18 protein-coding genes are annotated in these 14600 nt (G+C 37.5%); 10 read left to right on the top strand and 8 right to left on the bottom strand.

The annotated features are described in order from the left end of the window. Position 1: 1 nt before the first annotated feature. On the bottom strand, positions 2-1024 hold the full coding sequence (gene dusA / locus AC5EUN_RS13975) for a tRNA dihydrouridine(20/20a) synthase DusA (protein WP_159153346.1): 1023 nt from the start codon (positions 1022-1024) through the stop codon (positions 2-4). Between the two features lie 133 nt (positions 1025-1157). On the opposite strand from dusA, the gene AC5EUN_RS13970 reads away from it, so the two are divergent. Continuing rightward, positions 1158-2306 carry a site-specific integrase gene (locus AC5EUN_RS13970; protein WP_159153345.1) on the top strand — a complete coding sequence of 383 codons (1149 nt, stop codon included), beginning with the start codon at positions 1158-1160 and terminating at the stop codon, positions 2304-2306. Here AC5EUN_RS13970 and AC5EUN_RS13965 read toward each other — a convergent pair. From AC5EUN_RS13965 to AC5EUN_RS13940, 6 genes are all read right to left on the bottom strand, one after another. Further along, positions 2290-2562, bottom strand: coding sequence for a pyocin activator PrtN family protein (locus tag AC5EUN_RS13965; protein WP_005059468.1), 273 nt, complete (start codon positions 2560-2562; stop codon positions 2290-2292). The genes AC5EUN_RS13970 and AC5EUN_RS13965 overlap by 17 nt on opposite strands. A 16-nt stretch (positions 2563-2578) precedes the next feature. Then, entirely contained in the window at positions 2579-3532 is a 954-nt protein-coding gene (locus AC5EUN_RS13960; protein ID WP_151706561.1) for a hypothetical protein, read from the bottom strand. A 12-nt stretch (positions 3533-3544) separates the two neighbouring features. Next, the gene (locus tag AC5EUN_RS13955; RefSeq protein WP_151706560.1) at positions 3545-4447 is read right to left on the bottom strand and encodes a YagK/YfjJ domain-containing protein; all 903 of its coding nucleotides are present in this window, start codon (positions 4445-4447) and stop codon (positions 3545-3547) included. Positions 4448-5113: 666 nt separating this feature from the next. Continuing rightward, on the bottom strand, positions 5114-5692 hold the full coding sequence (locus AC5EUN_RS13950; protein ID WP_493352395.1) for a hypothetical protein: 579 nt from the start codon (positions 5690-5692) through the stop codon (positions 5114-5116). A gap of 209 nt (positions 5693-5901) precedes the next feature. After that, entirely contained in the window at positions 5902-6930 is a 1029-nt protein-coding gene (locus AC5EUN_RS13945; protein WP_007116247.1) for an IS701 family transposase, read from the bottom strand. Between the two features lie 39 nt (positions 6931-6969). Next, positions 6970-7371, bottom strand: coding sequence for a hypothetical protein (locus AC5EUN_RS13940; protein WP_493352394.1), 402 nt, complete (start codon positions 7369-7371; stop codon positions 6970-6972). Between the two features lie 201 nt (positions 7372-7572). Here AC5EUN_RS13940 and AC5EUN_RS13935 point away from each other — a divergent pair, with 201 nt between their 5' ends. Genes AC5EUN_RS13935 through AC5EUN_RS13925 form a run of 3 tightly spaced genes read left to right on the top strand, consistent with a single transcriptional unit; the run spans position 7573 to position 9635 of the window. Then, a complete protein-coding gene (locus AC5EUN_RS13935; RefSeq protein WP_151707318.1) occupies positions 7573-8673 on the top strand; it encodes a PIN domain-containing protein in 1101 nt (366 codons plus the stop codon). Between the two features lies 1 nt (position 8674). Then, on the top strand, positions 8675-9118 hold the full coding sequence (locus AC5EUN_RS13930) for an AbiH family protein (RefSeq protein ID WP_493352393.1): 444 nt from the start codon (positions 8675-8677) through the stop codon (positions 9116-9118). Next, the gene (locus AC5EUN_RS13925; protein WP_493352392.1) at positions 9096-9635 is read left to right on the top strand and encodes an AbiH family protein; all 540 of its coding nucleotides are present in this window, start codon (positions 9096-9098) and stop codon (positions 9633-9635) included. The genes AC5EUN_RS13930 and AC5EUN_RS13925 overlap by 23 nt, the downstream gene beginning before the upstream one ends. Positions 9636-9778: 143 nt before the next feature. Here AC5EUN_RS13925 and AC5EUN_RS13920 read toward each other — a convergent pair whose 3' ends face one another. Further along, positions 9779-9928, bottom strand: coding sequence for a hypothetical protein (locus AC5EUN_RS13920; RefSeq protein ID WP_171494569.1), 150 nt, complete (start codon positions 9926-9928; stop codon positions 9779-9781). Between the two features lie 695 nt (positions 9929-10623). Here AC5EUN_RS13920 and AC5EUN_RS13915 point away from each other — a divergent pair. The 6 genes from AC5EUN_RS13915 (at position 10624) to AC5EUN_RS13890 (ending at position 14527) form a co-directional block, all read left to right on the top strand. Then, positions 10624-10884, top strand: a complete 261-nt coding sequence (locus AC5EUN_RS13915) for a hypothetical protein (protein ID WP_004650270.1) — start codon at positions 10624-10626, stop codon at positions 10882-10884. Between the two features lie 18 nt (positions 10885-10902). After that, positions 10903-11487, top strand: coding sequence for a hypothetical protein (locus AC5EUN_RS13910; RefSeq protein WP_002116896.1), 585 nt, complete (start codon positions 10903-10905; stop codon positions 11485-11487). Positions 11488-11498: 11 nt separating this feature from the next. Beyond that, positions 11499-11918, top strand: coding sequence for a hypothetical protein (locus AC5EUN_RS13905; RefSeq protein WP_493352391.1), 420 nt, complete (start codon positions 11499-11501; stop codon positions 11916-11918). Positions 11919-11930: 12 nt separating this feature from the next. Continuing rightward, positions 11931-12956: an IS30-like element ISAba125 family transposase gene (locus AC5EUN_RS13900; protein WP_010326927.1), complete on the top strand. Its 1026-nt coding sequence runs from the start codon at positions 11931-11933 to the stop codon at positions 12954-12956. A gap of 144 nt (positions 12957-13100) precedes the next feature. After that, on the top strand, positions 13101-13400 hold the full coding sequence (locus AC5EUN_RS13895; protein WP_151707323.1) for a hypothetical protein: 300 nt from the start codon (positions 13101-13103) through the stop codon (positions 13398-13400). A gap of 80 nt (positions 13401-13480) precedes the next feature. Continuing rightward, positions 13481-14527, top strand: a complete 1047-nt coding sequence (locus AC5EUN_RS13890) for a DUF932 domain-containing protein (RefSeq protein WP_493352390.1) — start codon at positions 13481-13483, stop codon at positions 14525-14527. Positions 14528-14600: the final 73 nt, after the last annotated feature.

Genomic DNA, 14600 nt, shown 5'->3' with positions numbered 1-14600 from the left:
ATTACTGGGCTAGAGTGTGTTCTTTTAAATAATCTTCGGTGCGTTGCATCGCGTCTTTAATGTTAAGAATTGCATTTTCAACATCGGCAAAAGTCTTGGCATTACCACCACTTAAAGCCTGACGCCACTTGCGAGCGCCCGGAAGGTTTTGGAATAGCCCAAGAATATGGCGCGTGATAATCGACAATGGCGCACCCTCAGCCATACGCTTTGCAATATACGGCAGCATTTGGTCGATAATTTCAAAACGATCAGGTAGATCTAAATTCCACAATTGACCAAGTTCAGCCAAAAGGTAGGGATTGTGATAAGCCTCACGACCAATCATGACACCATCGACATGTTCTAAATGTGCTTGTGTTTCAGCGAAGGTTTTGATCCCGCCATTAATCTCGATCAATAGATTTGGACGTTCTTGTTTGAGTCGATAGACATCTTCATAACGCAGTGGGGGAACTTCACGGTTTTCTTTCGGAGAAAGCCCCTGAAGTAAGGCAATACGCGCGTGTACAATAAAATTATCACAGCCCGTTTTGGCTACAGTATCGACAAAATGCAGCATTTCTTCATAAGAATGCATGTCATCAATGCCGATACGGTGCTTTACCGTCACTGGAATATCTACTGCATTTTGCATTTCAGCGATACATTCTGCAACGAGGTCCGGTTCTGCCATGAGGCATGCGCCAATTTTATTGTTTTGTACACGGTCACTTGGACAGCCGACATTTAAGTTGACTTCATCATAGCCCCAGTCTTGTGCCATTTTGGTACAAGTGGCTAAGTCTTTAGGGTTTGAGCCACCGAGTTGTAAAACGATCGGGTGTTCTTCATTGTTGTAATCGAGATGTCGATTTGCACCGCCAAACAGGATCGCGCCAGTGGTCACCATTTCTGTATAAAGAATGACGTTTGGGTTAAATAGACGCGCAAAGAAACGATAGTCCTTGGTCGTCCAATCCATCATCGGGGCAACACTGATTCGCGGAGATTGAGTGTTTTCAATGTTTTTGTTAATAGTCATTAAAAATCATACCTTTAATCTATGTTTCGCAACCTGCGCGAATCTGTTTTAACCTGTGTTTAGGTGGGTTAATCGGTTTGCATTTACACCAAATTTTACACCATAATCAAAAAAACAGGTTGTGGTGTAAATTATGGGGTCAATTACAGCAAGGAAAGGTGCAGATGGTAAAGTTAACTATCGTGCTGCGATTCGAATCAATCGAATGGGCTTTCCTGCTTTCTCTGAAAGTAAAACATTCCACTCAAAGAAGTTGGCCGAAAACTGGGTTAAGAAACGAGAAGTCGAAATTCAAGAAAATCCTGATATTTTGCTTGGCAAAGAAAAGCTAATTGATCTGACCTTATCAGATGCCATAGATAAATATTTGGATGAAGTCGGGAGCGAGTACGGAAGGACGAAACGCTATTCTCTGCTCTTAATTAAGAAGCTACCAATTGCGCGCAATATTATCACAAAAATAAAATCAGTACATTTGGCCGAGCATGTTGCTTTAAGGAAGGGAGGTGTCCCTCATCTAGAACTTGAGCCTATTGCGACTAGTACACAGCAACATGAACTTTTACATATCCGTGGTGTGCTTTCTCATGCTGCTGTTATGTGGGAAATGGATATTGATTTAAATGGGTTTGATAAGGCTACGGCTCAGTTAAGAAAAACACGCCAAATATCCTCTAGTCAAAAAAGAGACCGACTTCCTTCAACGGATGAGCTGATTGCATTGACGAAATATTTTACAGAGCGATGGAAGCTAAACCGTTACGGCTCTAAGTATCCAATGCATTTGATTATGTGGTTTGCTATTTTCTCATGCAGACGAGAAGCTGAATTAACTCGTTTATATCTTCGAGATTACGATTCACATCATTCTACATGGAAAGTACATGATCTAAAGAATCCCAATGGTTCTAAAGGCAATCATAAATCATTTGATGTCCTTGATCCTTGTAAGGAAATGATTAAAAGATTAAAGCACTCAGAAGTTCGTGAACGGATGTTGAAGCTTGGGCATGATGAAAATTTGCTACTGCCGTTGAATCCTAAAAGTTTAGGCAAAGAGTTTAGAGAAGCGTGCCGAATGTTAGGTATTGATGATTTGCGCTTTCATGATTTGAGACACGAAGGCTGTACACGTTTAGCAGAACAGAGTTTTACTATTCCTGAGATTCAGAAGGTAAGCTTGCATGACTCTTGGAGTAGTTTACAGCGTTATGTGTCAGTGAAGGCAAGAAGAAATACTATGCAGTTTGAAGAGGTGCTACGCCTCATCGATGAAACGTAGCATAATCTTTAGAAGCTTCTGAATACTTACTGTCTAAAATATCTGCTAGATCTTTAATGTGCACCAAAAAAGGTGCACGTTTACTTTGATCTATTTTAAACACTGAGAAAGGGAATTCTTGATTATTCGCCTTTCTCAGTGCTTCGGCTTTACTAAGGTGAGGGTAATAGTCGGAAACTATTGTCATCAGTTCAACGGTCATAGAGCGATATTTCATAAAGAGGTAGTCAGCAGTGGTAAGCTGAAACATTCCCATTATTAAATTTTCAACCCTATTTGACAAATTTTGAGTACAAAATCTCAAGAGAAGTCTGTAATCCATCTACTCTATATAATGCATCTGTACCTATAAGATAGCTTTTTAGACATCTGATCCGTTCTCTGTAATTTGGGTTTTTCTTACTAAAACGGTTGTTAGCAAGAAACCCATTTAGGCATCCAGAATCATAGTTAAAGTAATAGCAGCTATTTGATTCAACAGTATTTTTTATACTCTGAAAGAAGCTTAGGTCTGTAAACCCTGATGGTTCATCAATGTAATCTTTCTGCAAGATTACGATATAGCGCAGATTCATGCGCTTGTTTAAACAAGGTTCTTTCTTTAACAGAATGGCTAAACATTTATCAGGCTCGAGATGATTCAGCTGAATTTTTATTTCATTGCTGATAAATTTCTCTAACCCATTAAGATGTATAGTATTATTTTGATCCGTATCATAATTAAGGCAGAACTCTTGAAGCTCAAAACCAGAAGAGCTTCTTTCAATATTTCGAAATATTGTATCCAATTCTTGCTTTGAGCCTTCAAAAGGCTTAGACCATTCGATAAGGCTCTTAGTAAATTCAATAGTTTGTATGCGATATTGGAAATGCTCAGATAAATAAGATACAGCAAGTGGATTAATTGTAGCAGTTTGATTTTGCTGAATTAAGCCATGCTCATAAGCTAGATTACCTAAGTTTGCATTATATGGATTCAGGCTAATATTTGACATATTGCCATTAAACCATGGTGCATTATTCAGCCAAGGAATTGTTTGTATTGCTTGCATAATAGCGACATTTGAGCCTTTAAGGGCTTTTTCAATGCTTTTAGCAGATGCTTTTCCAATAAGTGATGCTGCTTGATAAATATCAGATGGACTTGGATGTGACAGTGCTAATCGTGCACCAGTGCTACAAAAATAAGCAGTATGAGCTACTGAAAGATATTTCTTAGTCAACATTAGAAATCCTCCTTATTTGCTATTCAACAAAGTTGTGTTAACAGCTTTTCTTGGACGACCAGCATTAGAGCGTCGTTGAGGTGGTTGACTAATTTGAATTGTTCTAACGCTATTTAGTTTGTTAAACATGAGGTACTGTTCCTTTTTACAGAAATATTGAACACAATCATCTAACGCCTTTTGCTTTGCGGTATCTGTGTGATCAATCATTCCTATACATAGAGTTTTGTATTTGTCTTTTGCCATGTGGCAGTTATAGGTGCAGCCTTGATCGTTCGTAAGCTTTTTCCAGTACTTGGTAATTTCATGTGCAAAATACCCATCATTTTGATGTAAATTACCATCCATAAAAAACAGAGCGTGGACGTGAAAGCCCTTTTTTAACCCATGTTCAAACTTCAAAATATAACCCTTGATTTGGTTCAATATTTTGTTATGCCTTCTATTCCGTAATAACTGTGCAATTAGCTCTTTTAAAGATTGCAAGGCATTTTCAGAATGAAAGGGGTGTTGCAGTTCATCTGGGCAATAGGGGGTTAAGTTCTCTAAAGGTGGCTTAAAGGCAAAATCAACACGTATAACCAAAAGTTTGCTGAATTTGGCAAAGCATTGGTTTATCGCTTTACGACAAGACTTTAAGTTTTGTTTAGCCTTTTCCTCACGTTTTCGGATAACATTTTTTACTATAGTGCTACCCATTTGCTCACGAATCAGTTGAACGAATTGATTTAATAAATCTGCTCTTGGCTGTATATGTACAAGAGGTTGGGAATTTGGTTGTTCAAATAACCCAATCAGATCTAATTCGGTATTTAAAAGTTCTTTTGCTTTGAAGAAACATAATATTTCTTCACAAACTATAAAGTCTTTCAGGTAATTAAGATCAATGCCTGTAATATCATCAAAGACAGGCACAAATGGTCTTATCCACTGAGCGTAGTAAAAGAAGCCCTTAAATTCGTTGAAATCATCGGGTTCAACTTTGGCTGCAAATTCGCTTTGCGTTTAAACATTCCCTGACGAATGACACTATATTGAGCATACATTTCAAGCGGTGGTCACGATATAAAATGGTCTGTTCAATCTCTGATGATGGCAGAAGTTCAAATGCACCATCGCTAATAAGAGGATAAACAATCGCAGGTGTTTGAGCTTTGAAAGGTTTAAGAGGCATGAGTGTACCCCTTAGCTTTATAGCAGTGAAATCTATACTGATTAATAATCAGTAGTGTTATACAAAACACTACTGGAATAGGTATATACAAACTACCCAGATGATAAGTAGTACACCTATTGGGATAATAGATACTTAATAGTAATATTATCCTTAATTCAGAGGTTCGGCCTGATCGAGGTTTTATACTTTGACCTTGTGATGAACCCGAAGGTTTTTTAAATATTGCGGTGTACATACTTACTGTCCTAAATGTTGGATTAGTTATGGGAAAAAGCCCATTAAATTGAATAGCTACCTTGAAGCAGAAAGGACACTATCCAATGACAGTAAATTTACACTTGATTGAAAAACTATTTATGAGCCGTCCAAGTAATTAAAAAAAACTGATTAAACATAAAAATCAATTACTTATTTATTAAGTGCTCGTTAAGCTCAGGATATTTGTTGATGAATTTAAGTATTCTATCTGGCAAGTTCTCTAGCTTGATGTGCTGATTGTGGTTATTTTTGCCACGGTCATTTTCCATGAAAACCTCAATTTCCTTTGCAATCTCATCTGCTATTTTTTCAGCAGCTGCATTCTTGCTTTTATATTTATTCTTGAATTTGTCTTGCTTGATAAGTTCTAAAATTTTGTTATCAATAGCTTCAAAATTGTGTTTCTTTTTTAAATTCCCTTCAGCATTTAATGATGAGCCATTTAGTTTTTTAAGTAACTTTGTATTGTTTAACAAAGTATGCCCTTCACATATAACGGGTATGTTCTCTATTTTTTTATTTGAGTTCGGAGATCTTTGGTATTGTTTAAAAAGACCAATAGTGATGCACTGATTTATGGCTTTTTCTAAGTGTTCTACTACTTCATTGTATAATTCATCACGGTATTTCTGAGCATCTTGGATAGAGTAGGGATAATCTGGGTTTTTCTCAAAAAAATTAGGCTCTCTAATATTTTTATCAACAATATCAAGTTGATTATACAATTTTATAGCGACTAAGAGCTCTGCAATAGGCTTATAGTATTTCTGTTGATTATCTTTTTCATATGTGTTGATAATCTCTTGAATCTGTAGAAATCCTTTATCTAAAGTTAATGAATCGCTAGGTTTTGATTTTAAGATTGATTCGATGATTGTGGCTAAAATAATTACTATAGCTGTGAAAAGGTTAATAATTTAGGACTTACGCACTATTATTTATAGATTCTCTGTGGTAGCAGATGATTTTTATCGAGAATAAAGTCATCAATGAAGTTTTTGATAACTGGTCTAAATAATTTCTTCTGCCAACGATATACATTTTCAAAGATCCGCTCAAACTGGTTCTTTTGTATCTCGACGTAGGCCATCAAGGCTGAAAAAATATGATTCAAAATCAGTTTAGATCGTCTTACTTGAAACTTTTCAATATGACAAACCTGTTTAATCACCCGGTGATATTGCTCTATTTTCCAATGACTTGAATGTAATTCATGAAAACCCTCAAAGGACAATAAATCATCTTCATCTTGATGCACAATATAAAACCTCTGCTGTTCTTTTAACTGAGTCTTAAATAATTGTACAAAGCCAAAATCTTTGAGCCAGACCACTTGACCCTGATGGAAATTTGGCAATAAACGCAGTTGAAACCATTGTCCTTTTTCTGGGGAAACCTTACGGTTACAGTCGATACCAAACATAAATCGAATACCATATTTTCTTATGGTTTTTAGATTTCCAGTCGATGAATACCAACTATCACCTGTAATAAATTGAATCTTTGCACCCCAACTGAGTACTTCACTTAACATATCCATAAAGTAATCATTCTTGGTTTTACTTTCAGATTTGTCATAAATTCGGAAATTAATTGGAATATTTTGACCATTCTGATCTGTCGCATACAAGGTAATGAGATTAATACCCTTGACGGATCGGTGGTGTTTGCCTGACCAAAAATAGCTAACCAAGTCCATATGTTGACTATAGGGTTTATCTAAAACAGTATCATCAATACTGACTATAAGTTTATTATTATCAATATGTTGAATTGCTTCTTGATATAGGTCGTGAGGTGTGTAGTCTTCACGTTCTAGAAAGCGATTTACACTATCATGCGAGATGTTATAAGTCTCGGCAAGTTGTGTGCAGCTAATAGAGTTCGGTTCTGTCATGAGAAAGCCCATATAAATGGGTAATGTACAAGTTGCTGTAGAAGCATGTTTAATTCGTCTGATCACAGATACTTTATAAAGTATTTTAATACTTTTTTGAATCCGTCAATGCGTAAGTCCTATAATTTTATCTTTAGTTACAATTTCACCAGTTCTCATTAATTTAACATCAAAAAAACTACACTCTTGAATAGATTTATTTAAGAACTCTGGGAGAGTTTTTCCTAGAACTGAATAATAGGAATATTGGAAGCCAGTTATATCCGTTGTTTCAGCCCACGTTTGCACACATTTTATTTTTTCGTATTTCTTGTAGTCAACTGAAAGCGATTGGCTTAATGCTTTGGCATTAGGAACGATTTCTTCGTGTGTACTTATATAGCCAATTAATTCATTTAAGAATTTTTTTTGGCTACGGATGTCTTTTTTAGATGGATTTAAATGATTTGAAGTTTTGCATTCGCCTGTTATTGATTCAACTTTCTTTTTCTTGGGAGTGAGTGGCATAATTGGGCTTCAAAGGTTGTACATAGTTGGTTATTTTATTTTATAAATCATTATCTTGAAAAGATAAACCTGATAATGTAATTAGCGAATATCTTTTAAGTGATTTTTAAAAAAGGTGAAATAAATACAATAATAATCAACTTATTATCAATTGGTGTTTTTAAGATAGTGGCAGTAATTTAGACTTTTATAGGAGGGGGTATGGAGTTAGAAACTAGGTTGGTTTTCATTGATACATCTGCATATGAGAATAAGAATTATCAATTTGGTCAACATATTTTAGGGCGCCTTCAAGAGCTTATTGAGCAGGAAAAGATTCACCTTTTGGTCACTGATGTCACGAAAAGTGAAATTGAATCACATTTAAAGAAGAAGTCAGTCGAGGCTGCATCAAAAATTAAGCATATAACTAAAGATGCTATGTTTCTTAGGAATGCATCTGAACTAGATTGTTATGGCATATTTACTAAAGTGAGTGGTGATGAAATTTATGATCTAGTGCATAAAAAGTTTTTAGAGTTTTTGGAAGGGCGATGCGTAGAAATTATAAGTGTAAGTTCTGTTGACCCAAATGTGGTATTCAATGCTTATTTTCATAACCTTCCACCATTCGATAAAGAATCTAAAAAACATGAATTCCCTGATGCGTTTGCATTAGAAGCAGTAAAACAGATTAGCTTGCGAAGAGGGCATGCAGTTTATATTGTTAGCTCTGACGGTGACATGAAGTCATTCTGTGCTAATGAGAGTAGCTTTATACATCTAGAATCTGTAGATGATTTGATTGATTTGATAGTTCGCAGTGATAAAGCATACGAAGAACCAACCAAGTTTGCTGACGAAGTATTTGAGCTCTTGCAAGAGAAAATAAAAGCACTTGCTTTACAATCTTTACAGGATGGTGAGTTTAATTATGAAAATACTGAGCCTTTTGACGATGTTATAAGTTCTATTGATATAGATTCATTAACTATTAAGAAGAAAACATTGCAAAATGTTGACGCGGAGTGGGCTGAATATTCAGTTGAGTTTGAAGTGACTGTTATAGCAAATTACCAATTCTCTGATTATGATCGTTCGCCTTGGGATCCTGAAGATAAACAATATTTATTTGTACTTAACAATGAATCCATAATTAAGCACAAAGAAACCTATACAGCCCATTTAATGCTTACCTATGACGATGGATTAAAGGTAAAAGCTGATATTGCCGAGCTTAACTTCGAAGAATCTTATTTTGAGCTAACAGATAATGATGCAGAAATTCTTTATTTCAAAGAACTAGATGTTAATGGGGAGTAAAATGAAATTATATGTAATAGGTAATGGATTTGATGTTCATCATGGGCTTGATACAAAATATACATCATTTGGTTTGTATCTCAAAAAAAATTACAGAGATGTGTACAATCTTTTGTTAGAACACTTTGGTTTTACTGATTTAGATCCTGATTTTCCTTCCTCAATGTTAGATCCATTATGGTCAGAGTTTGAGAGCAGCATGTCTGGTTTGAGTACAGATTCTGTTTTGGAAGCAAATATGGATGCAATGCCCAACTATGCATCAGATAATTTTAGAGATAGAGATCGGTATACGCTTGAAATTGAGATGGAGCGAATTTTGGGTTATTTAACAACAGATCTGTATAAGGCTTTTAAAGAATTTATATTAGCTGTTGAATTTCCTGAATTTAATCTGGGAAACGCCGTCAATTTAGATAGAAATGCCATGTATCTCACTTTTTAATTATACGGATACTCTTACTTATTACTACGGGATTCCAGATAACAATATTTTGTTCATACATGGAAAGGCTGAAAATGATGATCAAGAACTTATTCTTGGTCATGGTGTTGATCCTGAGAATTTCAAAGAAAAACCTGTGGAACCCCCTAAAGAGTTAAATGATGAAGAGTATGAACAATGGGCGGAATATCAGTCTGCTCAATATGATTATTCTTTTGAACGTGGTAAACATGCAATCAATCGCTACTTTTCAGCAACATTTAAAGGTACAGAAGAAATCATTGAGAATAATAAGAAATTCTTTTCAAGTATCCATAATATTGAAGAAATCTACATTCTTGGTCACTCACTTGCTGATGTTGATTTGCCATATTTCCGTAAATTAAAACAATCAGTCAAGCCTGATATTAAATGGGTTGCAACATTTTATGCTTCTCAAGATGAACAACGTCACATGGATATTTTAAAAGCGCTTAATATATCCAATGTATCAGTAATTCGAATGAATGAGGTCTAATAATTCTCAGGGGCCTTATATTCAAAAGTGGAGTGCAAAAAAATTGCATTATTTTCATTATCGGCTTTTGTTTTAGGCAACTATTTTATATTAGAACCTAACACCTTTACTATATGAGCAAGGTGTTAGGATTTTAATGTTTTTTATTGGTTTATAGAGCTATGAAGATCTTCCCAAATTTGAGTAGCAACTTCATTCGATACATTATTCGATTCAGCAATTTTCTGAATCTCATTTTCTCGAGCTTCTCTATAATCTTCTTCTTGCTGTTCAAGATTTAGATCTTGTCTCATATTGGATCCCCTTTAATCAAAAAAATTTGAGTTGGATCAATATGCAGAAAAAGGTCTGACGTTTCAATACTACCGATGATGAAATATAACATTAAATTTTTATGCACTAGTTGATTGCTTGACGCTCTACAGTGCGCAGATTATCCTTAGCCTGCTGACCTACATCGTCAGCGGGTTTTGACAGACCCATTAACAAAGACAATATGCGAAATCTCATTTTGCATGTTGTGGACCCGTTCGTCCCCCTTTCTTTGCGGTAGGGCGGAGGGGGGACGCGCTTGCGCGTGCTGGTTTCTTTGTTACCAGTCTGCTAACCCTCCTTCGTTCTGCCACCATCATATTAGCAGTGATTTGGCAGGATTCTTTTAAAAACAAAGGAGTACGCCATGCGCTTACATCAATGCCGTCTTTTACATTTCTCTTTTTTCATGTTTGTGCCGATGGGTGATTAGACCTGATGCTGTGCAATCAATGCATAGCTGTGTCGATAACTTTCTAAGAATAAAACTTTTTCAAGTACATATTACCGATATGAAGATGAATCTCTCATGCTGTTTTGAGGGGCATAGATCCGTGTGCTTTATCGTCTATAACACTTCAAAAAAACAGAGATATTCATTCCAACATTCATGCATGGGGAGCACTGCGTTTGATTAAGACCAAGACGAGTGATGCCTATAAAAAGAGAAATGATTATGTTTAAAACCTTCCTAAAAACTGCCCTTATTTCATCACTACTTGCAGGCGCATCATTGGCGCAGGCAGGCTGGTTTGCGCAAGCCAGTGAAGCCTATTTTGTTAAGGCCCGTAATTTGGGTGGTGGGGTGTATCAGTGCATGTATAAAACCAATCCGGGCAATCGTGGTTGGCGTAATTTTACGGTGAACTTTCAGGGTGGTTGTCCGCGCTTTGTTCACTTTAATGCTCAGAATGGTCAAGTCACTGTACCCAACTAAAGACGGGGAGCATTTAAGATGAACCAAAAAACCATATTGGGCTTGGCGGCGATTTTAGCCCTGACCTTGATCAGTATCGCGGGCTTCTATTTCTTTAGCCCCAAACACGTATCTGAAAAAACTGTTCAAGCTGCTAGTGCTTCGGAGGCCAGCTCTGCACAGTCTTTGGAAACTGCCAGTTCAGAGCCAGCTTCAACCGAGATTGCAGCGGCAGAAGTGGATGGGATCGATGTCAAAGAATTGACTACGGGAAGTAAAAGTCTGAGTCCATCAGATCATGAACCTGAATTGCTGAGTTTTGAATTTGATAAAAACTTAAAGTCTGTCGATACCTTACTGTCGATGCTGCCTTATGACGAACTGCCTCAGTTTGAGCAGGACAACATAGACAAGTATCAACGCTATGTCTTCGCCAAAGCCGCAAAAGATACAGGAAAATCAGTGAAAGACTTCAGCTTGCAGGAACATGGTGCACTGGAATCGGAGCAGGCGGGCAATCGTTACTACGTTTATAAATTTGATAATGGCACAGACTGTGAAATCCATCTGGTCAGCATTGATTTAAACACGGGCGATTATGGCGTGAGCTATAACTACTGCTAGGGATGAATTTTATGACGCAATTTTTTAAACCGATCCTACTCGCATTGACTGCAACGACAGGAATGTTAATGGGTGGCTGTAATTCTGGCCTTGATCCAAATACATTTACGGTAGAACTCGATGTCAAAGATACCAGTAACTGGTATGCACAAAATCAATCCGCTACAGTATTGACGATCCGTTCTAACAGTGCAGATCCGATTGATGTCACCAATGTGCTGATCAACAACGGTGAATGCAGTTATGAAGGCTATCGTCGATCGTTGGAATATCCACAGCATTTTAAAATAGGTCTGCGTTTAAGACTGAAATTAACAGGCTGTGGCTATGACAACGTAGTGCGTGTTGATGTTGAAACCGACCAAGGTACTGCAAGCTATAGCTTTCAAGGCAGAGTAAAACTTGAAGTGCGACATAAACCACCTAATTAATTTAAAGGGTTTATGGAGTATATAAAATTGTCATACCATCATCTTAACTTTGAAGATCGTACTGCATTAATGCTTGAGTCAAGAAAAGAAGGCTTTTCAGCCAGAAAATTTGCTGAACTTATTAAAAGACATCCTAGTACGATCTATCGTGAGCTTAAAAGAAATAGCATCAATGACGTTTATCAAGCTCGATATGCTTCTGATAACACTTTTGCTAGACGTAGACGTGGTCACAGAAAACTCAAAATCGATTCAATCCTCTGGAAATTTATTGTTGAAGCGATCCGTTGTTTATGGTCTCCTCAGCAAATAGCAAAGCGTTTAAAGACATTTCCTGATTTGGATCAAACAATGAATGTAAGCCATACAACGATTTATTCAACGATACGAGCATTACCCAAGGGTGAGTTGAAAAAAGACTTATTATCCTGTCTACGTCATGAAAATAAAAAGCGAAAAGCTAACGGTGAACCTAAAAAAGATTCTATATTACAGGATATTAAAACTATTCATGAGCGCCCAGCCGAAGTTCAAGAAAGAAAAATACCGGGTCATTGGGAAGCTGATTTAATTAAAGGTAAAGACAATAAAAGTTCGATAGCAACACTTATTGAACGAAATACACGGCTCTGTATCTTGGCAACATTACCTGATGCAAAGGCAGAATCAGTGCGCAAGGCTTTAACTGAAGCTCTGAAATATTTACCTGCAGAACTGCGTAAAACGTTGACCTATGACCGTGGACGCGAGATGGCAGAACATAAAATACTTGAAGAAGATTTAGGCATAGATGTATATTTCTGTGACCCACATTCACCCTGGCAAAAAGGCACATGCGAAAATATGAATGGTTTAATTAGGCAATATTTACCTAAAGGGATTGATTTAAATCAGGCAGATCAGCATTATTTAAATCAAGTTGCCATGTCACTGAATACTCGTCCTAGAAAAGCGTTAGATTGGCTTACACCATTAGAGAAATTTGCTCAGCTTGTTGATTATCATAAGACTTTTCAAACTGTCGCACCTCATGTTTGAATTCGCCCAATAACTCAGTTCAACACTAAGCCAAAGCACTCAATTTAAGCTACACACCAAACCAAACCGCGTCCTTAATGGATGCGGTTTTTTTATGCCCGCCATTCAGCTTTTGTACTGAATTCAGTCTACTTGGAATATTCAATGTCTCTTATTCGCTGTCCTTTTTGTCAGTCTGTCCATGTTCAACAGACCGATTCAGGCAATCCCAACTTTAATTATTTTGAACAACTGCAACGTTGTATTTCCCCCACACAGATGGCGATGTTCGGCATGCAGGTCGCCAAAAAAGCAGGCGTTTCACCTTTTATTGGTGCGGCGATCGGGGTGGTCATCGGCGGGGTTTTGGTGGTGATCAGCCAATACTGCTTTGAAAAGTATTACACCGATGCCGTGCACTACGTCTGCTTGGATTGCCAACAAACCTTTGCATGGGCGAAGTAATCGCATCTCAGCCTTTACATAGTTGAATTCATACATTCTTTAAAACTTTACATCACACACTTATTTTAGGAAGGTTCACCATGGCACATCAACTTGAACAAATGGCTTATGTCGGACAAACCCCTTGGCATGGTTTAGGCAATCAGCTTACCCCAAACCAACCGATTGAAGTCTGGGCCAAACAAGCAGGCATGGACTGGCAGATTGAAAGCTCGAATGTGAGTTATATGGCTGAAAACCATAAAGGACAAAGCTTGATCCTACCGCATGATGAACAGCGGGTTTTATACCGTTCCGACACACATGCGCCTTTATCGGTGGTCAGTCAGCGTTATCAGGAAGTCCAACCCCGAGAGATTCTAGAATTCTATCGAGACTTGACTGAACAATCAGGCTTTGAACTGGAAACCGCAGGGGTACTGAAAGGTGGCAAGAAATTCTGGGCTTTAGCCAAAACAGGACAGACTTCTGCCTTAAAAGGCAAAGATGTCAGCAATGGCTATATTTTATTAGCTACGGCGTGTGATGGCACTTTGGCGACCACGGCGCAATTTACCAGTATTCGCGTGGTGTGTAATAACACTCTAGCTATTGCCTTAAAAGGTCAGAACACAAGTGCAGGCGTAGTCAAAGTGCCACATAGTACCAAGTTTGATGCGCAAAAGATTAAACAGCAATTGGGGATTTCAGTGCGGGCATGGAACGAACATATGTATGAAATGAAACAGCTCAGTCAACGTAAAGTCACACAGACTGAAGCGGCAGCTTATTTCGATGCGGTGTTTAATAACACCAGCATCAGTCCAACCGAGCAAGATGACAGTATTATTCAGTTCTATCGCAATGTTGCCACACAAGCCAACTCAGCTACTAAAGCTGACAACAAGATTGAACCGAATGGACGTTCTATGTCAAAAGTCATGACCATGTTTAATGGGCATGGCCGTGGGGCAGAACTCAGTTCAGCCAAAGACACAGCGTATGGCTTATTATGCAGTATCACGGAATTTGCAGATCACGAGCGCCGAGCAATGAGTCAGGATCATCGCTTAGATTCGGCATGGTTCGGTGCTGGAGCAGGCTTAAAACAACGTGGACTTGAACAAGCGTTGCGTTTGATTGTTTAAGTTTAGATTCACATTTGGGATTTAAGATGATCACATCAGATCAACATGATCCTGTAAATCTCCTTGAACTCGA

The sequence above is a fragment of the Acinetobacter sp. CAU_H_S170_2 genome, assembly GCF_058890445.1.
Note: the sequence above shows the minus strand (reverse complement) of the source record. Positions and strands in the feature narration are given on the sequence as shown.

What these genes read in the sequence shown, in the direction of transcription:
- dusA (WP_159153346.1), bottom strand. Translation starts at nt 1,024, where the DNA reads ATGACTATTAACAAAAACATTGAAAACACTCAATCTCCGCGAATCAGT.
- AC5EUN_RS13970 (WP_159153345.1), top strand. Translation starts at nt 1,158, where the DNA reads ATGGGGTCAATTACAGCAAGGAAAGGTGCAGATGGTAAAGTTAACTAT.
- AC5EUN_RS13965 (WP_005059468.1), bottom strand. Translation starts at nt 2,562, where the DNA reads ATGGGAATGTTTCAGCTTACCACTGCTGACTACCTCTTTATGAAATAT.
- AC5EUN_RS13960 (WP_151706561.1), bottom strand. Translation starts at nt 3,532, where the DNA reads ATGTTGACTAAGAAATATCTTTCAGTAGCTCATACTGCTTATTTTTGT.
- AC5EUN_RS13940 (WP_493352394.1), bottom strand. Translation starts at nt 7,371, where the DNA reads ATGCCACTCACTCCCAAGAAAAAGAAAGTTGAATCAATAACAGGCGAA.
- AC5EUN_RS13935 (WP_151707318.1), top strand. Translation starts at nt 7,573, where the DNA reads ATGGAGTTAGAAACTAGGTTGGTTTTCATTGATACATCTGCATATGAG.
- AC5EUN_RS13930 (WP_493352393.1), top strand. Translation starts at nt 8,675, where the DNA reads ATGAAATTATATGTAATAGGTAATGGATTTGATGTTCATCATGGGCTT.
- AC5EUN_RS13925 (WP_493352392.1), top strand. Translation starts at nt 9,096, where the DNA reads ATGCCATGTATCTCACTTTTTAATTATACGGATACTCTTACTTATTAC.
- AC5EUN_RS13920 (WP_171494569.1), bottom strand. Translation starts at nt 9,928, where the DNA reads ATGAGACAAGATCTAAATCTTGAACAGCAAGAAGAAGATTATAGAGAA.
- AC5EUN_RS13915 (WP_004650270.1), top strand. Translation starts at nt 10,624, where the DNA reads ATGTTTAAAACCTTCCTAAAAACTGCCCTTATTTCATCACTACTTGCA.
- AC5EUN_RS13910 (WP_002116896.1), top strand. Translation starts at nt 10,903, where the DNA reads ATGAACCAAAAAACCATATTGGGCTTGGCGGCGATTTTAGCCCTGACC.
- AC5EUN_RS13905 (WP_493352391.1), top strand. Translation starts at nt 11,499, where the DNA reads ATGACGCAATTTTTTAAACCGATCCTACTCGCATTGACTGCAACGACA.
- AC5EUN_RS13900 (WP_010326927.1), top strand. Translation starts at nt 11,931, where the DNA reads ATGGAGTATATAAAATTGTCATACCATCATCTTAACTTTGAAGATCGT.
- AC5EUN_RS13895 (WP_151707323.1), top strand. Translation starts at nt 13,101, where the DNA reads ATGTCTCTTATTCGCTGTCCTTTTTGTCAGTCTGTCCATGTTCAACAG.
- AC5EUN_RS13890 (WP_493352390.1), top strand. Translation starts at nt 13,481, where the DNA reads ATGGCACATCAACTTGAACAAATGGCTTATGTCGGACAAACCCCTTGG.